Consider the following 20,498-nt stretch of genomic DNA (forward strand, 5'->3'; position numbering starts at 1 on the left):
CCCTCCCGTCTTCATTGAATGAGCACTGGCCCATCGGCAATGGCAGCGAGCAGCTTGCCCTTCTGCCGTATGAGCCACCCATCTACATCGTCCGGCGTCCTGAGGGTGACGCGCTCAATGGCCACCGCTCGCACCCTCGGCTCCAGCAGCTTGGCGGCACGTTCGATGGCCTGCTGGACCCGCCCCGCAATCGCGTCCCGTTCGGCCAAGGCGACCTTCAATGGGCGACCATCGAGGTGCCGGCCAAGCACATCGTCGCTGGACACGTCGGGCTTCACGGGTACCGTGAGGCCGACGGCAGCGAGGATGCCGGCCTGCTGCGTCGGGTCGAGCCTGGTCCAGTTCTCGTTGCCCGCCAGCGCGGCGAGCGCCTGGTCGTACGCGGCGGTGTGATCGGCATGCGCGCCGTTCACGGCCTCACGCAGCAGGCCGGCAATGGCCACCCGGATCGGCGCGACGGAATCCGTCGGCTCCAGCAGCAAGCGGTGCGTGCGGATCGCCTCGATCTGGTCCAGATGCGATTGCATGCCCGGCAGATCGCCGGCATGGCGCGCGAGATGCTCGACCACCGCCCACGAAGGCAGGCGCTTGGCGGCCAGGTCGCGCGCCGCCGTCCAGGTCTTGATGCGCGATTCGAGGTCGGCGGCCCTGTCCTTGATCGCAACGAGTTGCTCGTTGCCCACCAGGCGCTGCATGTCCTCGATATCCGTCACAGCCGGTTGCAACGGCAGCGGCGCGTCGCCACCGGCAGCTCGCGCGAGGTTCACCAGCGCGGTCAGGAACTCGGGTGCCTTGGCACCCTCTTCGCCGCTCTTGCATGGAACGAGCTGCGTCAGCAGCTTTCGCAGCAGCAGCCGGTCCTGGACCGACAGCGTCGCGTGCTCGACACGGAACTCGGCCTTGGCAATCTTGTTCTGATCGAGCTGCCCCAGGGTGACCGCAGCACCGTTAGAGGTGGCCGTGATGTGCTGCGACCGGTGCAGTGCGATCAGTGCCGCGTCGATCGCGTCCTGCGGCCAGCCATAGGGCGATGCGCGCAAGGCCTTGCGGATTTCTCCGCCGATCTTGCCGGCACCGATCGCCGAGATCACCTGCAGGCAGACCGGATGCTTGTCCGTCGCATCGGCATGGCCGACGCTCTGGAAGGGCTGATCCGCGCCGTCGCGTGCCCGCTTGATCGCCGCTTCCCACGCGCCGGAGTCCGCGTCCTTGAAGCGCGGGAACAGACGGACCAGCGAGTCCGCGGCGCCATCGCGGATGCGCTCATCGAGCGTCAGGCGGATCAGCTCGCTGCCGCCGCCCTGGAAGACCTTTGCGTTGGCCACGATCTCGCGCACCAGGCGGTCGCGCTCGCCCGCCGCCTTCGCGTAGCGGCTGTCCATGCTCTGGCGCGCCTCGCGCCCCTCGTCCCCCGTGGGGATGCCTTTGGCGGCGAGGGTCTGTTGTGCGGCTTCCGCCTCGACGATCAGGCGGCGCAGGTCTTCGGCCGACTGACGCGGAATGAAGACGTAGAGGATGGGGCTCGTCGCGCCGGCGCTGCGCGCGGCATCGACCATCCGCTTCTCGGCGGCCGCCCAGCCATCCTGAATCCACACCGGGATGCTGGCGCCGTCGGTGCCCGGCGGCGTGGCATCGCGCGAGATCAAAAACTGGCGCGGCTCCTTGGCGGCGCCCTGGATCAGCTTGACGGCACGAACGATCTTGTCGGTCTCGGAATAGAGGAGCTGGTCGCGCTGGAACTGAACCGCTGCGTCGTCGTTGTTGAGCTTCGTCTGGCGGTTGCGAAACTCGCGATCCCATTCGCTCCCCTCGCGCGTCTGCAGCCGGTACTCGTCGCCCACCTGCATGAGAACGCCGTCCTTGGCCAGCTTCTCGAGAACGGCTCCGACATCGGAGCGCAGCTTGCCGTTGTCGGCCGTCAGGTCTTCAACCAGCAGGTCGGCCAGGTGCTCCCTCTTGGCGCGCACGCCGATGTCGGCCCCGCTTTCGCGGGTGAGCTTGCCGATCAGGAAGACGAGTCCGCAGACACGCTGCGCCAGTGCGCCGTCGGACTTGCCGACCTGGATGATGCGTTCGTTGATCTCGCGCAGCAGCACGCCGGTGTTGACCATCTCGGGCGCGAGCGCCTCGAACAGCTCGTCGCCGGGAACCACGGCCCCGAGGGGACGGCCGGAGATCTTCTTGATCGCGTCGTAGATGATGCGAAGTTGGGAGCGCAACTGGCTGTGCGTGCCAGCGGCGTCGATCTGCCGGAAGCAGTTCTCCCAGAACCGCCGGCGCACCGGCAGCAGCGGGTAATCCAGGGCGATGACGGCGCGGTCTTCGACGACCTCACCGATGCGCGTGCCCTGCAACTGCCGCGAGATCTCGCCGGCGTTGGCGTCGAGCAGCTTGCGGACCTCGCCCACCGACGCGGGCTTCTTGTGCAGCAGGACCTTGCGCGTCACCTGCTCGACTTCGGCGTCCGACAGCGGCACGCGGATCGTGAAGCGATCCATCAGCTTCTGCAGCAGGGGCACGTCCGTCAGCGCGCTCTGCCCCGCGCCCACGATCATCACCTGGCTGTCGAGCTGCTTGCACACGGCCTCGGCGACCTCGGTCACGAGCACCGAGCGATCGTTGGATTCGCCGATGTACTGCTGCACCTCGTCGAGGATGAGCAGGACGCAGGGCGTGCGACCGTCGCGGCCGTGGAGCTTGAGTGCCTCTTTGACGGTGGAGAGGAACTCTTCGGTCGTGATGTCGCGCGCCATCGGCGGGTAGCTTGCGCGCAGCGTTTGTCGCGCTTCGGCCTCGCTCGATGCATAGCCCGGATCGCAGGCCAGCAGCGCCTTCGCGATCGGGCCGCTGACGTACAGGTTGTTCAGTTCCCGGTCGAATGCCTTGCCGGCGGCCTCGACCGAAGCCTTCGCTTTGTTGAACCAGCCCTGCGAATGCAGCCACAGGCAGAAGCGCGCCTGAGGGTACTGCTCCGGCAGACCCACTGAGCGCAGCAGGATGCCCAGGATCGTGAGCCTGACCTGGTCGGTGGTTCCGCTGGGCAGCGAGCCCGCCGCCGCGAGCAAGCCGCCGGCGCGCCGGCCTGCGGTGTCTAGCTCGCGCAGGAGTTCGCGCAACTCGTCCGGCATGGCGGGGACGATGGCTCTGGCGGTCGCCCCGTCTGGAAAGGCGGTGTCCTGCCACAGGTGGCACAGCATCTTCAGCAAGTGCGACTTGCCGCTGCCGAAGAAGCCGCTGACCCATGCGGCCTTCTGGTTGGTCTTGCCCAGACTGTCGAGGTACGAGCGGATGATCCTCTGCACACCGTCGGCGTACTGGCCTTCGCACACGAACGTCGAGAGCTCGCCGCGCAGCTCTTCGAGCGCCTTTGCGTTGTGGCTGTCGACGATCCGCGCCTGCCCCTGGTTGACCAGGGGGAAGGCATCCGGATCCCGCTGCAGGACGTCCTTGATCTTCATTGCACTCCTCCATCCCCGTGCAGGGTGATGGGCACGGCCATGTAGTTCCAGCCGTCGCGCGCATCGAGCAGGCGGTAGTTGCTGCGCTCGAGATGCCCGGGAAAGAACACCACGAGGCGGCCCTTGATGTCGGACTCGACCATCTTCAGGATGTGCGACAGCCGAGCGAAGCCGAACAGCGTGCCAACGCCGAACAGCGCAACGACGGAGTCGTCGGTGATCTCGGGGCCGTTGAGGACGGCGCGAAGCCGTTCGGCGACGTACTCGGGGAACTCGGCCTGCAGCTTGAGCTGGAGGTCCTCGGGCGCGGCGAAGTACTCCTCGCGGTAGTCGTCGGCTGCCATCCACGCGGCGAACGCCTCGGAAATATCCAGCTCGTGCCAATCGTGTCCGGCCTGTCGTGTCGCCGTCTCGAACGCCACCTTTCGTGCCCGCAGCGTCCGCTCCAATTCCTTGTCGTATACGAGCATGACCACACGCTGAGCGCCCGAGACGGTTCGCTGCCAGGGCGTCGCGATGTGGCGACCAAAACGATCTGCCAGGTCTTCGATGCGGGCCATGTCAGTACCGCCCGGCCGTTCCGAAGGTACTGACAGCCCCCTCGGGGGGAAGCGAACGCAGTGAGCTTGGGGGCTTCATCTCGAGCTCCGTCCTTCTGAAGGGTCCAGTCGATCGAGAGCCAGATCGACAACGTCGCCCGCGATGCGCAGATCGATGAGCCCGATGCGCTTGGCTTCGATGGCGAGATCGCGGGCCGCGACGGGCGTGCAGTCGAGCAGCGACACCCAACCGGTTGCGAAGAGTGAGGCGCCGCGAAAGCCGACGGCGTGACCGAGATACAGGCCGAAGGCGACGCTCCCCGGCGTGGCCCGCACCAGCGCACGCTTCTTGAAGGTTCGGCCGACGAGGTGCCCAGCCTGTTCCCACGAACTGGCGACGTTGCGGATGACCTTGTCCAAGGTCGCTTCGCTGAGGCGCTCATCGACAGCGTCCTTCAGGGCCGCCCTGATCGCGTCGCGCTGCACGTCGCTTCCAGCGACCAGCGCCAGGACCGGCGACACAGTCGCGGCAAGCAAAGGATCGCGCGCGAGTGCGCATTGCAGCGCCAGCAGCGGGCGGCCAGGTGTGTCGACAGACCAAAGGCGCCGGAGCACCCGAAAGAGCGGAATCCCCGGATCCAAGCCGTAGAGCTCGCCGAGGCGCTGGTTGCTGAGCCTCCGGGTCGCGGTGGTCGCCTTGCCGAGGCAGTTGCCCTCGACGATCGCCGCCGCGTAGTCCTCGCGCGATGCCGTTTCCGGCGTCGCCGCAAGTACCGCAGTGAGTTCGCCGAACATCATCGTTCGGCTCGTGTGCGTACCCTTGGCGCCGAACCGAAAGCCCACCTTCGCGGCGCGATCCGAGATCCCCGCGGACGGGAACAGAGGGGAGGTTGAAGCCATAGTGGTAGAGGCTCGAATTTCTGCCGGCAAACTTGCCGGCGGACGTACTGTGGCACGATCGAACCGAAAGCACAACAACTTCGTGATCCGCCGGCAAACTTGCCGGCGCCTTAAGGCAGCTGTTCGATATCTCCATTGCTGCGGCACACCCGCTTGTTGTACCGCCGATCGCGCCGCCCTCTTTTGTGACAGTTGCTAAGTACAGTTTTAATGTCTAGTATGGCGGGCATGAACGAATTCAAGACGTTCACCCTCGACGAGATCGCAGCTCTATCCGAGCTGCCGCGTCGCACCGTCCGGTACTACATCCAGTCCGGACTGATCGACCGCCCGCTGGGTGTAGGCAGGGGCGCCTACTACACCCAGCGCCACGTCGAGCAGCTTCTGCTGGTGCGGAAGTGGCAGCTGGCGGGACTGTCGCTGGAACGGATCGGCGAGCTGCTTAAGCAGCAGGCCGCCGGGCCCCTGCCCCCGACGCCACGGCGCGCCGGGACCGTCGAGGTCTGGAGCCACCTGATCGTCGCCGACGGCGTCGAGCTCACCCTGGAGCCCAGCCGCGCCGGCCTGACGCCGGAGCAGGTGCGGGCCTTCTTTCGCGCGGTGACGCAGGCCTACGCGCAGATTCACGAAAGCGAGGAAAAAGAATGAACAAGCTGGCATCGGCCCTGACCGGCCTGGGCGGCGAACGCGTCGCCGTGTGCGACGTCTCGGCCTCCGCAGTCTTGCAGGATCTGCTCGCCGAGGTCACGGTCTCACAGACCTACCGCAACGACGAGCGCACGAACATCGAGACTGTCTACACGTTTCCGCTGCCGCTCGATGCGGTGCTGCTGGATCTCGAAGTCGACATCAGTGGGCGCGTGCTCAAAGGCGTCGTCGTCGAGAAGAAGGCCGCGGAGGAGAAGTACGAGGACGCCGTCGAGGCCGGCGACGCGGCCGTGATGCTCGAAGCGCTCGAGCCAGGCCTCTACACGATGAACGTCGGCAACCTGCTCCCGCAGGAGACAGCAAAGATCACCTTCCGCTACGCGATCCTCTATCGATGGGCAGGCGATCGGCTACGGTTCTTCCTGCCGACCACGATCGCGCCGCGCTTCGGCGAATCGCCTCACCTGCCCCACCAGGCGCCGGAAGCGTCTCTCACGGTCGAGAACCAGTTCTCGTTGCGCGTCGAGGTCTTCGGTACGCTGCGCGACGCCCAATTCGTCTGCCCATCGCACGTCGTCGAGCTAGTGAAGTCGCCGGAGAGCGTCGTGCTCTCGCTGAGCCAGCCCAAGGCGGTCATGGACCGCGACTTCATCTTGAACGTGAGGGCCCCGCAGGCGACGCGCAGCTTCGTCCTGTGCGGCCAGGACGGCGACGGGCTGGCTGCCGTGGCGAGCTTCCAGCCGTTCTTCCCGGGGTTGCAGCAGCCGCGACCGCTGAACCTCGCCATCGTCATCGATTGCTCCGGCTCCATGCAGGGAGACTCGATGGAGCAGGCGAAGCAGGCGCTCGACGGCATTCTCGAAGGGCTGCAACCGCACGATCGAATTGCGCTGATCGCCTTCGGTAACACGACCAACGTGATGTCGGATCGGCCGCTTCCGTGCAATAAGACCAACCTCGCCAAGGCCAAGCGTTTTGCCAAGGCGTTCGACGCGAACATGGGCGGTACCGAGATCGGCAACGCTCTGCGCGAGACCTATCTGGTGGCCGGCCGCTCGGAATCGGCCGACGTCTTTCTGGTGACAGACGGCGAGGAGCCTGCGCGGCAGAAGCCCAACGCTGCTCTGATAGGCGACAATAATGGCATGACGACGATGGGCGACGACTGCGACATGACGACTTCCTACCTTCCGTATCACCCTGATCAAGGGCATTTGCTGCCGGTGTCGGCGGCGGACTGGCTGCCCGAAGGGCATCTGGCGTACTTCATTGCCGACACCGTGGCCTCGCTGGACCTGTCGGCGTTCCACGCCCGTTACGCCAAGGGCGGGCCACGCAATCAGCCGTTTCACCCGGAGATGATGGTGAAGGTGCTGCTGTATGGCTATGCGACGGGGGTGTTCTCCTCGCGCAAGCTGGCGCGTCGGCTGTATGACGACGTGGCGTTCCGTGTGTTGGCGGCGGGCAACTTCCCGGCGCACCGGACCCTGAGCGATTTCCGTGCGCTGCATCTGGAGGAACTGTCGGCCTTGTTCGTGCAGGTGGTGAAGCTGGCGCGCGAGTGCGGGCTGGTGAAGCTGGGCACGATTGCGGTAGATGGGACGAAGGTGAAGGCCAACGCCTCGCGCCACAAGGCGATGAGCTATGGGCGGATGCTCAAGGCCGAAGTGGAGTTGAAGGAAGAGATTGCGGCGCTGCTGGAGCGCGCCCGCGCCACGGACGCGGCAGAGGCGAGCGAACCCGATCACGATCTGCCGGCCGAGATCGCGCGGCGCGAAGCGCGGCTGGCGGCGATCCAGGCCGGCAAGGCGCGTCTGGAAGCGCAGCAGCGCGAGGCCGATACCGCACGCGGGCGCTATGAAGGCGACGAGCGCAAGCCGCATGATTCCGACGGCAAGCCGAGAAAAGGCAAACCGTTCAAACGCGACTTCGGCGTGCCCGAGGACAGCGACCAGACCAGCTTCACCGATCCGCAGAGCCGGATCATGAAGCAGTCCAACGGCGGCTTCGACCACAGCTACAACGCGCAGACGGCGGTGGATGCCGAGCGTCAGATCATCGTGGCGGCAGAGCTTACCGACTGCGCCGCCGACAGTGGCCAGTTGCCGGGGATGGTGGACGCGGTACAGCGCACGACGGGGGCCTTGCCGAAGCAGGTTCTGGCCGACACCGGCTATCGCAGTGAAGCGGCGCTGGCCGCGCTGGCACACACGCCCTGCGAGGTCATCGTGGCACTGGGGCGAGAAGGGCGCGAACAAGCGCAGGTGGATGCACAAAAATACCCGCACACCGCGGACATGGCGCAAACGCTAGCCAGTGAAGCCGGCAAGGCGGCGTACCGCCGCCGCAAGGCCATCGTGGAAGCACCCAACGGCTGGATCAAATCGGTGTTGGGATTCCGGCAATTCAGTTTTCGTGGCGTGGAGAAGGTACGGGCCGAATGGAAACTGGTGTGTCTGGCGATGAACTTGAGGCGGATGGCAGCGTGGGCATGAGGGGCAAGAGAGAGAAAACTCGCCCTCAGGCCACTGCCACGCTTGGGCATGTGTCATCAGGTACGTGCCGCACAGGTCATTTCCTCCACATCGCCGCGTCCACTGCTTCAAAAAGTGCGCTTGGAATTTCTCGTCAATGTGATTTCCCTTCTGCCGCGCAGGCTCCGAGGTCTCCGATTGGGAGACCGTTGTCGGCGAGGCGAAGAAGTCGGGCCACCGGGTCTTCACGGTGGGTGTCGGCAGTGCAGTCTCGGAGGCGTTCGTTCGCGAACTCGCGGCAGGCACCGGTGGCGTGTGCGAACTCGTCTCGCCCCGCGAGGGCATGGCGGACCGCGTCGTCCGTCACTTCGAACGCATGCGCGCGCCGCGGGCGAAGCGGGTGGCAGTTCGCTGGCCCGATGGCGCCGTGAATATCACCCCAGCCCGGATTGGCGCGGTCTTCGAGGGCGACACAGTAGTCGCCTGTGCACGCTTCGATCGCGCGCCGGCGCACGGCGCCGCGATTCTCGAAGTCGAGACGAACAAGGGCGAGACCGTCCGACAGGAGTTGGCGTTTCCAGCGACGACACCCACCGCTTCCCCGGACGGCATGTCCACGGTGGCTCGCGTGGCGGCTGCCACCCGCTTGAAAGAACTGGATGATGTCGTGGGCTTGGAGACGGCGCTCCGTTACCGGCTCGTGAGCCCTTGGACCAACTGGCTGGTCGTTGCACCCAGGATCGACGAAGAAAAGGGCCCAGGACCTCCCGGCCCTGCGCAAGGTCCCGCAGACATTGGCAGCCGGCTGGGGCGGCGTGGGCAGCGTGGCGATGTCCCTCAGCATGGACGCATTGGCGGCCCCGCGGGCGATGTATTCCCGCAGCGTCGACTTCGCGGCCATGGAGGACTTCGACCTCTCCGAGATCGAGACGCCGCGGCGTGCACTGCCTCTCGACCTGCCAGAGCCTTATCGCCGACTGCTCGAACTCGTCGATGCGGATGCTTCCCGGCTCGACGTGGCCGGTGCACTCGATCTGCTTGCGCACTCCGGTCTTGCAGCCGAGCTCGACGACCTCTTCCGGCACACGGCCGACCTCGGCCTCAGTGTCGACGTCGTTGCAGCGATAGTCCTTGCCCGCCTCCTGGGCGGTCCTCTCGGCGAGTTTCTTTCCGGCGACGCGCAAGTGGCGTTGGCAACTCTGCAGGAGCGGGCCCGGGAAGCTACGGACGCGCTTCAGCAGATGGGACGTCACGGCGTCGCCCTGGCTCGCCTGACGGAGGAGCCGGCTGCGCGCGAGGTACTTCGGCAGCGTTCCGACGGCGAAGACCTGGAGCGCTTCGCACGGATGCGAGAACTGCTCGACCATCTCGACGATGCATTGCGCAGGTCGGTAGAGCGCCTCCGGCACGAACGAGCCCGTCATGCTCACCGTGAGGGAGGAGCGATCGCGTAGCAGATGGTCGGAGGACTTATCCACGGCCGCGCGATCGGCGCCTCTAACGCAAGACTCGCGCGGCGGTGGGTAAGTCACGGCGACCGGTTGGATGCTGCCGGCGAGACGACTGAGTTAGAATGGCGTCACATTTCGATTTGGGCCGACGCCCATGCCAACCTGCCTACCTGGGCAAGGTGGATCGCGAAAGCGGATGCGGCTCCTTCGGGAGCAACCAAGCGGGCAACAGCGTCGGCCCTTCTGTTCAGGAGGGCTTTTTTGTTTCCGGATTCAGTCATCGACGCCGGCCTTATCCAGGCCTTCCGCGAGATCCACTATCAGGTCCACGGCGCCGAGCCATTCACCCTGCGAATGGACGAACACAGCGCGGCGCTCGCCGCCGCGCACAAGCGCTTCCGGTCGGATTGCTGCGCCTTCATCACGGCCTGCAACCCTTTCAGCGAGGGTGTCGACGCCGCATCCAACACGCAGCTCCACGCCGATCTCGGGCTGGAACTCGCCCGCCGCAGCCTCGCCCACATCGAAGGCATCGGCCAGCACCCATCCAACCAGTGGCCGGGCGATGCGAGCTACCTTGTCTTCGGATTGAAACTAGAAGCCGCCAAGACCCTGGGGCGGGCCCTGAAGCAGAACGCCATCGTCTGGAGCGACGCCGACGCCGTGCCGCGCTTGATCTTGCTGCGCTGAGTGTTCATGGGCTGGTCCGCCCGCCATCGAGGCAAAGGACCGGGGGGATTTGATCCGGATTGCCGCCCCCGACAGATCGTCAAAGCGGCTAAAGAGGAGTGATCGATGTCTGTTCGCAATGGCCTGTTCTCGTCGGAGTCCGTCTCCGAAGGCCACCCCGACAAGCTCGCCGACCGCATCTCCGATGCGGTGCTCGACGAGTTCCTGCGCCTGGAGCCGAGCGCCCGCGTGGCCTGCGAAACCCTGCTGGCCCGACCAGTGTGTGGTAGTGGCCGGCGAGTTCAAGACTCGCAACCCCGATGTGTTCCGCCAGGTGCGTGAACGTGCGGTGTCCATCGTGGCTGGCGTGCTGCGCGACGCGGGCTACCGCGACGGCGCCACCGGCATCGACCCCGAGCGCTGCGAGGTGCAGGCGCGATTCAACGGCCAGTCGGCCGACATCAACCGTGGCGTGGACCGGGCCGACGGCGTGATCGGCGCCGGCGACCAGGGCCTGATGTTCGGCTACGCCTGCGACGAGACGCCGGAGTTGATGCCGGCGCCGATCGTCTATGCACACCGGCTGGTCCGTCGTCAGCCCGAACTGCGCCGCGCCGGCGCCCTACCCTGGCTGCAGCCCGACGCCAAGTCGCAGGTCAGCTTCCGCTACGAAGACGGCCGGCCGGTGGCGGTCGATGCCGTGGTGCTCTCCACCCAGCACGCCGAAGACGTCGACACCGACACTCTCCGCGCAGCGGTGAGGCGCGAGATCATCGACGCCGTCATCCCGAAGGCGCTGCGCGCCAGCGGCTACCGCGAGTTGATCAACCCTACCGGGCGCTTCGTCACTGGCGGCCCGAAGGGCGACACCGGGCTCACGGGGCGCAAGATCATCGTGGGCGTTCGCGCCGCGTTTTTTGCCGGCACGCCTTTGGCTTGAGCTCGCAGCCGGCGGCACAACGGGTCCGCGAAGCCACCGCCGAGATCCAGAAGGTCACCCAGCGTTTGCGCCCGATTTCGCGATAGCCCACCTTCCGAGATCTATCGACGTCTGCCGGCGCAATGACGAACAGTCACTGGCCCGCCCTCGTTCCACGAAGCGAGTCCGCAATCACCGAGAGGGCCTCGGCAAGCCGTCGCGCCGTCTCCGGCGGCGGCAGTGGCAGCCGGAGGCTGCGCGCGCCGGTCGCCGGGTCATGCTCGAGCCAGGGATGCGACGGCGCCTCGGGATTGCCGGCTGCGCTCAGCGCCGATGCCAACTGCGCGCCGGCCTGTAGCAGCACGGCCCAGGGATCGACGGACGCGTCCTGCAGCGCCGCCGCGGTACCTTCCAGTACGGAGGCGTCGGCTGCCGAGACCATCTCGACAGCGACGGCAGGTTCGTCGACGGTGGCCGCTTCCATCGGCAGTTCCACCGGCGCGCTGCCGACGCTTGCTGCCTCTTCCGCCGGCGCCACAGCTTCGCCCTCGCCCATGCGGCCGGTTACGTTCTCCACTTCCTTCATGAAGCGACTAAGGCGTGAACCACCGAGCGCGATCTCGCTCTGGCCACCATCCAGGATGCCCGCCGAAAGAGACCGCTTGAAGGCGAGCACCGACAGCATTCCCTCCTCGATGGTGCCCTTGGCAACGAAATTGACGATCTGCACCGGTCGCGTCTGGCCCATGCGGTGGATGCGCCCGATGCGCTGCTCCAGCAGCGCCGGGTTCCACGGCAGGTCCATGTTCACCAGCGTCGAGGCGTGTTGCAGGTTCAGTCCCGCCGCGCCCGCATCAGTGGAAAGGAAGACGCGGCAGTCCAGATCGTCACGAAAGCGGTCCACCAGTGCCGGGCGCCTTTCCGATGGGACGCCGCCATGGAAACTGACGTAGCCGATGCCGCGCTCTTCCAGCCTGCGGATGACGATATCGTGCGTGCGCGTCCACTGACTGAACACGACCGCCTTGGCGTCCGGCTGCACGAGAAGGCCGTCTAGCAACGCCGCCAGTTCGTCGGCCTTGACGCCGTGGTCGGTTTCCTGATCCAGCAGATAAGTGCTGTTGCAGGACATGCGCATGTTCTGCAGCGCGCAGGTTAGCCGCCGTTGGTCCGTGTCCGACAGAAACTTCATCCGCCGCCAGCGCGCGACGATCTTTGCCACGATGTCGGCGTTCTCCTGGTGATGCACCATCTGCAACTCGGTCATCGGCACCAGCAGGTTCTGATCGGTGCGCCTGGGCAGCTGCGTCAGGACCTCGGAACGACGCCGGCGGATCAGGATGGGCGCGAGCGTCTGGCCGATCTTTTCCAGCCCGGTGTAGCCGGTGACGCGGCCGAACTCGTCCTTGACCTGATGCTCGTGCAGCAGCTTCCAGGTAGGCCCCAGCCGGTACTGGTCGACGAACTGCACGATCGAGATCAGCTCCTCGAGCTTGTTCTCGAGCGGCGTACCGGTGAGCACAAGGGCGTACGGACTGTCGATGCGCTTCAATGCCCGCGCGGCGATCGTATTCCAGTTCTTGATGCGCTGCGCCTCGTCGACGATCACCAGTTCCGGCACCCACGCGGCGATCAGGTCGAGATCGGGCTTGAGCTTTTCGTAGTTGGTGATCTTGCAGAAGTCATCGGCGCTGAAATCCTTCTGCCGCTGCGCCCGACCGCCGGCCATGACCCGCGCCGCACGGCCAGAAAAGCGGCTGATCTCACTTTGCCACTGGTACTTGAGCGAAGTCGGGCACACCACCAGCACACGCGAGACGCCGAATTGCCGCGCCAGGATTTCCATCGCCGCGATGGCCTGGATGGTCTTGCCCAAGCCCATCTCGTCGCCGATCAGTGCGCGGCCGGCGCGCACAGCGAACAGGGCGCCTTCGGCCTGATAGGGATATAGAGGTGCCTGCAGCAGCTTCTTGAGCTTCCGGTCTGACGCGCCGCGCGGGAACAGGCTGTCGAGCACCTGCGCCCGGCGCGCCGCATCGCGACGGCCGGCGACGAAGTCGAGCGCATCGTCGCAGGCGCGCACTTCGTGGCCGCTCTTCGCCGCCGTCGCGAGGAAGCGCTCCAAGTCGCCGAAGCGGTCCGCCGGTAGCACGCCACCGCGCGAGGCGTCGAAAAGCCTCGAAGCCGCTTTCGAAACGGCCGACGGGCAATCCGATCCGGCGCGGAAGTACACCGCGCGCGCACCGTCATTCCGAAGATAGATCTCAGAAAACGCCGGCCGCCACCCTCGGGCAAACGCGGCCTTCGCCCCGCGCTTCTTTTCGAGCCGGGCGAGGACGAACTCGATGTGCTTGCAGGTGCCCAGTTCGTTGGTGGCGTAGTCCGGGCAGGAACAATAGTTGTCGCCGGCATTCAGACCACGTATCGTCACGCGGTAGCTGGCCTTCGACTGCGGGTTGGCAACGCGAAACTCGGAAAAGAACGGTTGGTCGCCCCGATTCTCCAACACGAACGTCTGGTCGCGCCCGAACTGGCGGCGCAGTGCGCGTTGCCAGTCTCCGGGGGCGAGGTGGACCGGCGGATGGGTGCGAGAGAGCCTCGGCTCCTTGACAGATCGGTCGGAAGCACGCTGCCGTCTCACTGTTGATTCCTCGTCTGAAATACGCGACTGAGCGGGAGTCCGGCCACGACGGTTCCTGCAGGATCCACTTCGGCACGAACCGAGTAGCCCATCGCCCGGTAGCCATGCTGGCGCTTGTCCCACATGCGAACCAAGGCCGGGTGCCCGGTGTCGACGAAGTCGATGATCCGCACCTCGGTCTTGCCGGCGTGCTCCCGATGCAACCGGCCGGCGTACTGTTGCAACGTTCCTCTCCACGAGATGGGCATCGCCAGTACCAGGGTATCGAGGGGTGGATGGTCGAATCCTTCGCCGACGAGCTTGCCGGTCGCCAGCAGAATGCGCGGCGCATCGGGTGGCAGCGCATCGAGTTCCGTGATGAGCACGGCGCGTTGTCTCCTGGACATGCGCCCGTGAAGAACGAACAGTGGCGAGCTGCCCGCGCCGAGGGCCGCCCCGATGGCGTCGAGGTGCTCAGTGCGCTCGGTCAGGACCAGCACCTTGCGGCCCTGATCGAACGCCTTCCTGACTTCTGCGGCGATTGCTTCCGTCCGTGATCGATCGCTGGCGAGGTGCCGAAACACCTCCTGAATCCCCGACTCCGGCGGCAGGTCGATCCGAGCAAAGCATGATCGCGGCAGTACCTCCAGGTCATGAGGAGCGTCGACAGGACTCGCCGCGGTGTGCCGGATCGACCCGCACTGCATGAAGATGATCGGCTGCTGCCCATCGCGGCGGATCGGCGTGGCGGTCAGGCCAAGCACGTACCTGGCCTTGCATCGCTTCAGGATGGCGTCGAACGACACCGCACCAACGTGATGGCACTCGTCCACGATGATGTGGCCGTAGTTCTCGACGAGGGCATTGACCTCGCCTTGGCGGGACAGCGACTGCATCACCGCGATGTCGATGTTGCCGGTCGGCTTCGCCTTGCCGCCGCCGATCGTGCCGACCACGGCCTCGCCGCCGCCGAGAAACGTCTGCAATCGCTCCTGCCACTGCCTGAGTAGCTCGGTTCGATGCACCAGCACCAGCGTGTTCACGCCCCGTCGGCCGATCATCGCGGCAGCGGTAACGGTCTTGCCGAATGCGGTCGGAGCACAGAGCACTCCGACGTCGTGCTGCAGCATCGCGGCAATGGCCGCCTCCTGATCAGCTCGAAGCGTTCCGACGAATTTCACATCGATCGACTCGCCGGCGTTGCGCTCGTCCCTCAGATCACATTGGATTGCGCTATCGCGCAGCAAGTCCTGCGCGGCATCGAGGCAGCCGCGCGGCAGTGCAATGTGACGGGGATAGTTCTCGGCGCAGCCGATCACCCGGGGCTTGTCCCACACCGACAACCGCATGGCCTGTGCCCGGTAGAACTCGGGGTTCTGAAACGCCGCGAGTCGGATCAGGCGGTTGGCTAAAGGCTGCGGAAGCTCCGCCTTTTCGAAGTAGACGAGACTCGCCAAGGTCACGATGAGCGACTTCGGCATCGTGCCAGGGATCTTCGCAAGCGGTGGCGAAGTGCGCTTCCACGGCGTCGCCAGATCCTCATCGTCGATAAAGGTGACGTCGAGGGGATGCACGCCGCCTGTGGCCCGAACGATCGTCGGCTCGATGTCGTGCGGCGACATTGGTTGGATCGATGCCAGGAGCTGCCACTGGTCCGGATGCGGCCGCAGATCGGAGTCGACGAACACGGTGCAGCCGTTCTCGCGAGGATTCTTCTGCAGCGGCAAGGCGATCAGATTGCCGAAGCCGCCCTTGGGCATCGTGTCCTGATTGGGAAACAGGCGGTCGTAGGAAGAGAGCTTCAGCTGCCGGGTTCGCGCGCAGGTGTGGCTGATGATGGCGGTGCCCAGCCGACGCGCATCCCGGGCCGATACGCGGTTGGCGAAGAAGATCCAGGCGTGCGCCCCGTTTCCCGAGCGGGAAGTCTCGATCGCAACCGGGACGCCGAGATCGGCGCACGAACCCGCGAAGGCGCGAACATCCTCTTTCCACTCGGCTTCGTCGAAATCAATCGCAAGGAAGCAGCAGCTATCGTCCTCCAGCAGCGGGTAGACACCGATCGTGTGGTCACCGGTCAGGTGGGCGTAGATGGCAGCGTCCGAAAGCGGGATCAAGGAGCGATTCCGGCAGTCTCCGCACTTGATACGCGGTTTCTCGCACACTCCGGCGCGCCACTCGTTCGCACAGGCGGGTGCGTAACCCGACTTGCCGGTCGTCTTGCTCTCCCAGCGCACGGGGTAGACATCCGTGCGACCCCGAAACCGCCGGCGAAAGAGTGTCACTTTCGTCTCGGTGGAGAGTCGCGACGATTCGGGTTGCGGAGGAGACGTTGCGGGTTCAGGCTGCAGACGCCAATCGATGCCGTTTGCCTCCAGGAGCGCGATCAGTCGCTCGTTCTCCGCCTGCAGCACGGCCAAGGATTCGGGCTCCGACGTCGATGGCTTGCTCGGCAGTGATTGCTCCGAAGCCGTCATTGCGGCTGTTTCCGATCTTGGGGCATCAGCAACGCCGGATAACGCGTTGCACGCAGTTCCTCGATGACCGCATCGGAGAGCTTCCATCTGTCTCCGCCGATTCGCGCGATCAGCTCGGTCCAGACGCGCTTGAATGCCTGGATCGCATCCGCATCGCTCCAGCGCACGCTCGCTGGCAGCATCGGCGCGACGTCCTCCGTCAGACTTCGCGTCAACTTTTCGAGCATGCGCTGCTCGGCCATCGCTCGCGTGATCGGCTTGCCTTCCAGGGCCAGATAGTGCTCGAAGCAGGCGATGACATTCTCCGGAGCCAGCGGCAGCTGTTCGATTCCCTGATGCAGATCGAACAGGTCACGGCTCCTGCGCCGCTGCAACAGTGCGCACAACTTCGTACCTAACAATTCCTCCGGCTCGAAGGAGGCGATCTCCGCCGCTCCGCGGTACCAGTCGTTTTCCACGGCGAACGGATAGTGTCGAACACCAAGCAAGCTCGCGTGCTCCCGAGTGTTGATCTCGACCTTCAGCTTGAGCGTCGCCTGCGCATCGATCTCGGGCGTGAACTTGAACACCAGGTGCATCGAGTGCCCGGCCTGCTCCCGGCTGCACTTCCCGAGCCACGACAGCGCCGCGCGAATCGCGTCGACCGTGCCACCGATGGGCTCGGGATGCGCCTGGACCAGGTCGATATCCTCCGAGTAGCGCAGCGGTTGCTTGAAGAGCAGCTTGTGGATCGCCGTACCACCGCGGAATGCGATCTTCCCCGTCAACGCCGGCGCATTGAACAGGTCGCACAGGGCGCGACAGATGATCAGGTCCTGCTTGACCTGCCGCAGGTCCGGCCAAGGCGCTTTCGTACTCCACGCCTGCAGAAGGGCAGCGGGAATCACTCCGCGATCTCCACCGCTTCATTGATCAGGAGCTTCCACCTTGAATTTCGCTCGCCGGCCTGTGCCAAAGCCTTCACGAACGGCCGGACGGCCGGATCGAGCGGCAGTGCTGTCCGGGCGCATTTCACGAACCCTTGCAGCGCGTCGGCTTGGCGCGCGTGTCCCGCCAGATCGAGCAGGTAGCCAAGTCGACGGACCGCCGAGTTCTCGTAGGCGTCGGCCGCCTTCCGCAGCAGGCGCGGGCTGGCCTTGGCGCCGATATCCTTGACGATCTGCGCGGCGCCGTTGATGCCGGCTGCCTTGTGGAAGTAGCGCACGCAATCGAGCAGCGTCAGTTCGACGCCAGCCACCGTGGCGAAGCCGGCGTCGCTCTTCATCTGGTCGACCAACGATGCCTGATTGACCTGACTGAACGCGTCCGGACCCTGATAAATGAACTGCAGGCGATGGCGACCCAGATCGAAGTTCCGCAACTGCCTCGGGACGACGACCTGGAAGACCATGCTGGCCTGGTGCGAAGCGCCGTGGAATGCCGCCGCGCGCAGCAGCGAAATGCGGTAGTCGATCGCCTGATACTTCATCAGCGGATCGATCCACTTGACGGGGTCCGGTGCGCCTGCGACCTGATCTTCAGGGCGCAGGATGAGATAGAAACCGTGCCTGGGGTTCGCCAGGCGACGCTTGTTGATTGCGCGGGTGATCGCCGCCGCCTGTGCCGACGGCTTCAGGCCAAGCGCAGCGGCTATCTCATCCCGGGAGAAGTAGGCGCGGCCGCGGGCGAGCAGACCGTCGAGGTAGGAGTCGATGGAAGGCATATAGAATTATACGCAAATCTCGACAGATATTCAAGAGTTTTGCATATGATTTAGGTCGCCCCCACTCAATCATCAACGAGCCCTCTAAGAGGGTGTTTACAAAATAGCGTATAATGACGGCACCGCCCGCAAACTGGAAGATTCCGTTCATGTCGACGCTGGGACGCCCTCTGAAGCTCTCTGATGAAGATCGTGCGATTCTTGTGGGCCTCGTGCAGGTCAATCCTCTCGCCACCAACGATGAGCTGATTGCATTGCTGGAGAGTCGAACCGGCATCAAGATCCACAGAGACACACTCCAGAGACACCTTCGTGCCGCCGGAGTTGAGCGCCGCCAGAATGCCGTGGCTGTCGAGGTCCAGAGAAATGAAGAAACGAAACGTCGCTACGGCTATACAGATGCGCATCGTCGTCTCGTGCCCGAGCAGACGTATCCAAGTTGCTTGACCGATGCGGAGTGGGCCTTGGTTCAAGATATCTTTGAAAACGACGGAGGGCGAGGCACGCCGGCACAATACCCCCGCCGCCTGCTTGTCGATGCGTGTTGTTATGTCGTTCGCACCGGGGGCTCCTGGCGCATGCTGCCGAAGGAATTTCCTGCGTGGCAGAACGTCTATCGCACGTTCCGTCGCTGGAGCGTTCGAGGAAAGTTCGAACAGATGCATGATCGTCTGCGCGCACAATGGCGCGAACGCCAGGGACGTGACGTGTCCCCGACAGCCGCGGTACTCGATGCGCAATCAACCCGCAGTTCTCCACAAGGCGGGGAAACGGGTTACGACGCTGGAAAGAAGATCAAAGGGCGCAAGCGCCACTTGGTGGTCGATACCTTGGGACTGGTGCTAGCGGTCAGTGTCAGCGCGGCCAGCGTTCAGGATCGTGACGGCGCTCACCCAGTGATAGCTGCCACAATGGCAAAGTACCCGAGCATAAAGACCTTGTTCGTCGACGGGGGCTACGCCGGGAAGTGCGCGCAGACAGTATCTCAGTGCCACAACGTCCACGTTGATGTGGTTCGCCATCCCGCTAACAAGAATGTGGGGCGTTGGACACAAGCGGATCAACCAGATCTATTCACCGTGCAGGCCGACGCCAAGGGCTTTGTAGTTCTCGCCAAAAGGTGGGTCGTTGAAAGGACTCATGCCTGGAACGAGCGAGCACGACGGCTCGTGATGCACCATGACCGGCTTGCTGGGGTGTCGGAGGCTTGGGTCTGGTTGACTGAGGCGCGGATGCTTTTAAGACGATTGACCACCTGATTTTGTAAACACCTTCTTACCGTCAATCTGTCAGGCGCCAGCATTGCGCGGGTTTCCGGGCGGTTCGGCGAAAAGTGACCTTGCGAGATCTATCGACATCTATCGACTGCCAGGACGGCTGTCAACGGCAATCGACGGACTTCCGTGTCGGTCCGCCAAGAGCCCGAAAGGCGCCGCCAACGAACGCCTTAATCTATTGTTGCAACTCACGTTTTCGCAGTTTTTTACCGTCACGATCCTGAAGCCAGCCCCGCCGTGCCTAACGGCCATTACCGCCTCTATCCAACCGACCGCGAGACTGCCTCGGCGATCGAGATCGACGACCCCGGCGTCGCCGCGCGCAGGCGCGAGTCTTCGGTCACCAGCGGCGCTGAGAGTCGGCGCGCGCAAGCGACGAACCGCGCGTCGTAGGCTGAGACCTGGCGATCGAGGGCCACGGCCAGCGCTTCTGCATGAGGGACTTCGACCCATGCCGCGACCTGCTGCGCGGCCGATTCGAGCAACGACTTCGCCTGCGCGGCCGAGAGCGCCTTGGCTCTCACCTGCGTCGCCAGCAGGTTGCTGAACTCGACCAGCAGGAACGGCTCGCTGCGCCAGTCGGGATCGGCCAGGCGAAGCGCCTGCGCGTCGGCGGTGCGGTCGCCCTCGATCAGCAGATAGGCGATGACGTTGGTGTCGACGACGATCATTCGCGGCCGGCGGCGATCGCGGCCTCGATCGCGTCGGCCGTCAGCGGCCCACCTCGCCGGCGCTTCACCGGTTTGGGCAACGCCGCGGCGGCACCGTCGTCGCGGCTGGCGCGAAGTCCGGCTTCGAGCAGTTGCGCCACCAAGTCCTTCAGCTTGCGATCGGATTGCGCGGCCTCGATCTTGATGCGCCGGACTAGTTCGTCGGGCAGGTCAAGTGTCGTCTTCATGGGCACATTTTGCCAGCAAACCAGCTTTACTGCAAAACAGAGCCTTTGCGTGCGCGCACGCCGACCACCCCGCTTGCCGCTGCGACCGCTGCCCACCGGATCGCGCGACGTACTCGCCGCGTGCTCGAGGACCCTGGCTGCCGCGAGGAACGTCGATTGGATCGACGAGGTCGAGGGGCGAATCCAGGCACTGATCGCCGGCCCGCGATCGACCACCAAGGACCTCATTGCCGCGTCGCTTGGGACACGAACGATCTCGTGACCTTCAAGCCGATACCGGTGAAGAGCGCGGTACGACGCGTGATCGCCGCAGCCATCCGCCTCACGGATAACGCGCTGATCGCACGACAACATCGCCTCCGTTGGCGTGCCGATGCAACTTCGTCGCCCGGCCTCGGGGCGGCGCTGCATCCGACATTCGACGAGATGGCGATATTTGCTGTTCAGTGAAGATCAGCCGACCAGAAGC

15 protein-coding genes, 1 pseudogene and 1 riboswitch are annotated in these 20,498 nt (G+C 65.0%); of the genes and pseudogenes, 7 read left to right on the forward strand and 9 right to left on the reverse strand.

What is annotated here, in order from left to right; all coding sequences use genetic code 11:
• Window positions 1-11 precede the first annotated feature (11 nt).
• The 3 genes from brxC to H7A12_08990 form a co-directional block, all read right to left on the reverse strand.
• Entirely contained in the window at window positions 12-3,458 is a 3,447-nt protein-coding gene (brxC, locus tag H7A12_08980; protein ID MCP5320940.1) for a BREX system P-loop protein BrxC, read from the reverse strand.
• A complete protein-coding gene (locus H7A12_08985) occupies window positions 3,455-4,018 on the reverse strand; it encodes a DUF1788 domain-containing protein (protein MCP5320941.1) in 564 nt (187 codons plus the stop codon). The genes brxC and H7A12_08985 overlap by 4 nt, the downstream gene beginning before the upstream one ends.
• Window positions 4,019-4,093: 75 nt before the next feature.
• Window positions 4,094-4,792: a hypothetical protein gene (locus H7A12_08990; protein ID MCP5320942.1), complete on the reverse strand. Its 699-nt coding sequence runs from the start codon at window positions 4,790-4,792 to the stop codon at window positions 4,094-4,096.
• A gap of 333 nt (window positions 4,793-5,125) precedes the next feature.
• On the opposite strand from H7A12_08990, the gene H7A12_08995 reads away from it, so the two are divergent.
• The 5 genes and pseudogenes from H7A12_08995 to H7A12_09015 all read left to right on the forward strand — a co-directional run bounded on the left by H7A12_08995 (window position 5,126) and on the right by H7A12_09015 (window position 11,079).
• Window positions 5,126-5,545 carry a MerR family transcriptional regulator gene (locus tag H7A12_08995; protein MCP5320943.1) on the forward strand — a complete coding sequence of 140 codons (420 nt, stop codon included), beginning with the start codon at window positions 5,126-5,128 and terminating at the stop codon, window positions 5,543-5,545.
• Window positions 5,542-8,040: an IS1182 family transposase gene (locus H7A12_09000; protein ID MCP5320944.1), complete on the forward strand. Its 2,499-nt coding sequence runs from the start codon at window positions 5,542-5,544 to the stop codon at window positions 8,038-8,040. The genes H7A12_08995 and H7A12_09000 overlap by 4 nt, the downstream gene beginning before the upstream one ends.
• Window positions 8,041-8,861: 821 nt before the next feature.
• Window positions 8,862-9,473, forward strand: a complete 612-nt coding sequence (locus H7A12_09005; GenBank protein MCP5320945.1) for a hypothetical protein — start codon at window positions 8,862-8,864, stop codon at window positions 9,471-9,473.
• 122 nt (window positions 9,474-9,595) lie between these two features.
• Window positions 9,596-9,701, forward strand: a riboswitch (SAM riboswitch).
• 123 nt (window positions 9,702-9,824) lie between these two features.
• Window positions 9,825-10,160, forward strand: coding sequence for a DUF3293 domain-containing protein (locus H7A12_09010; protein MCP5320946.1), 336 nt, complete (start codon window positions 9,825-9,827; stop codon window positions 10,158-10,160).
• A gap of 105 nt (window positions 10,161-10,265) precedes the next feature.
• Window positions 10,266-11,079, forward strand: a pseudogene (locus H7A12_09015) (hypothetical protein).
• Window positions 11,080-11,212: 133 nt separating this feature from the next.
• On the opposite strand, the gene H7A12_09020 reads toward H7A12_09015, so the two are convergent.
• From H7A12_09020 to H7A12_09035, 4 genes are read right to left on the reverse strand one after another with little or no spacing between them, the layout of a single operon-like run.
• Window positions 11,213-13,699: a DEAD/DEAH box helicase gene (locus H7A12_09020; GenBank protein ID MCP5320947.1), complete on the reverse strand. Its 2,487-nt coding sequence runs from the start codon at window positions 13,697-13,699 to the stop codon at window positions 11,213-11,215.
• The gene (locus H7A12_09025) at window positions 13,696-16,152 is read right to left on the reverse strand and encodes a DEAD/DEAH box helicase family protein (GenBank protein MCP5320948.1); all 2,457 of its coding nucleotides are present in this window, start codon (window positions 16,150-16,152) and stop codon (window positions 13,696-13,698) included. The genes H7A12_09020 and H7A12_09025 overlap by 4 nt, the downstream gene beginning before the upstream one ends.
• Window positions 16,149-17,039 carry a nucleotidyl transferase AbiEii/AbiGii toxin family protein gene (locus tag H7A12_09030; protein MCP5320949.1) on the reverse strand — a complete coding sequence of 297 codons (891 nt, stop codon included), beginning with the start codon at window positions 17,037-17,039 and terminating at the stop codon, window positions 16,149-16,151. Before H7A12_09030 ends, H7A12_09025 begins: the two co-directional genes overlap by 4 nt.
• Entirely contained in the window at window positions 17,036-17,854 is an 819-nt protein-coding gene (locus H7A12_09035) for a type IV toxin-antitoxin system AbiEi family antitoxin domain-containing protein (GenBank protein MCP5320950.1), read from the reverse strand. Before H7A12_09035 ends, H7A12_09030 begins: the two co-directional genes overlap by 4 nt.
• A 149-nt stretch (window positions 17,855-18,003) precedes the next feature.
• On the opposite strand from H7A12_09035, the gene H7A12_09040 reads away from it, so the two are divergent.
• Window positions 18,004-19,113 carry an IS5 family transposase gene (locus H7A12_09040; GenBank protein ID MCP5320951.1) on the forward strand — a complete coding sequence of 370 codons (1,110 nt, stop codon included), beginning with the start codon at window positions 18,004-18,006 and terminating at the stop codon, window positions 19,111-19,113.
• Window positions 19,114-19,391: 278 nt separating this feature from the next.
• Here H7A12_09040 and H7A12_09045 read toward each other — a convergent pair whose 3' ends face one another.
• Window positions 19,392-19,802, reverse strand: a complete 411-nt coding sequence (locus H7A12_09045; GenBank protein ID MCP5320952.1) for a type II toxin-antitoxin system VapC family toxin — start codon at window positions 19,800-19,802, stop codon at window positions 19,392-19,394.
• A complete protein-coding gene (locus tag H7A12_09050) occupies window positions 19,799-20,248 on the reverse strand; it encodes a hypothetical protein (GenBank protein ID MCP5320953.1) in 450 nt (149 codons plus the stop codon). Before H7A12_09050 ends, H7A12_09045 begins: the two co-directional genes overlap by 4 nt.
• Before the next feature lie 39 nt (window positions 20,249-20,287).
• On the opposite strand from H7A12_09050, the gene H7A12_09055 reads away from it, so the two are divergent.
• The gene (locus H7A12_09055; protein MCP5320954.1) at window positions 20,288-20,479 is read left to right on the forward strand and encodes a hypothetical protein; all 192 of its coding nucleotides are present in this window, start codon (window positions 20,288-20,290) and stop codon (window positions 20,477-20,479) included.
• Window positions 20,480-20,498 lie beyond the last annotated feature (19 nt).

It is taken from the genome of Pseudomonadales bacterium (genome assembly GCA_024234165.1).
In the GTDB taxonomy this organism is placed as follows: domain Bacteria; phylum Pseudomonadota; class Gammaproteobacteria; order Pseudomonadales; family UBA5518; genus UBA5518.

Excerpts from the sequence above, each read along its gene's own strand:
- H7A12_09005 (MCP5320945.1), top strand. The coding sequence starts at position 8,862 with ATGGACGCATTGGCGGCCCCGCGGGCGATGTATTCCCGCAGCGTCGAC.
- H7A12_08985 (MCP5320941.1), bottom strand. The coding sequence starts at position 4,018 with ATGGCCCGCATCGAAGACCTGGCAGATCGTTTTGGTCGCCACATCGCG.
- H7A12_08995 (MCP5320943.1), top strand. The coding sequence starts at position 5,126 with ATGAACGAATTCAAGACGTTCACCCTCGACGAGATCGCAGCTCTATCC.
- H7A12_08990 (MCP5320942.1), bottom strand. The coding sequence starts at position 4,792 with ATGTTCGGCGAACTCACTGCGGTACTTGCGGCGACGCCGGAAACGGCA.
- brxC (MCP5320940.1), bottom strand. The coding sequence starts at position 3,458 with ATGAAGATCAAGGACGTCCTGCAGCGGGATCCGGATGCCTTCCCCCTG.
- H7A12_09025 (MCP5320948.1), bottom strand. The coding sequence starts at position 16,152 with ATGACGGCTTCGGAGCAATCACTGCCGAGCAAGCCATCGACGTCGGAG.
- H7A12_09035 (MCP5320950.1), bottom strand. The coding sequence starts at position 17,854 with ATGCCTTCCATCGACTCCTACCTCGACGGTCTGCTCGCCCGCGGCCGC.
- H7A12_09045 (MCP5320952.1), bottom strand. The coding sequence starts at position 19,802 with ATGATCGTCGTCGACACCAACGTCATCGCCTATCTGCTGATCGAGGGC.
- H7A12_09040 (MCP5320951.1), top strand. The coding sequence starts at position 18,004 with ATGTCGACGCTGGGACGCCCTCTGAAGCTCTCTGATGAAGATCGTGCG.
- H7A12_09000 (MCP5320944.1), top strand. The coding sequence starts at position 5,542 with ATGAACAAGCTGGCATCGGCCCTGACCGGCCTGGGCGGCGAACGCGTC.
- H7A12_09010 (MCP5320946.1), top strand. The coding sequence starts at position 9,825 with ATGGACGAACACAGCGCGGCGCTCGCCGCCGCGCACAAGCGCTTCCGG.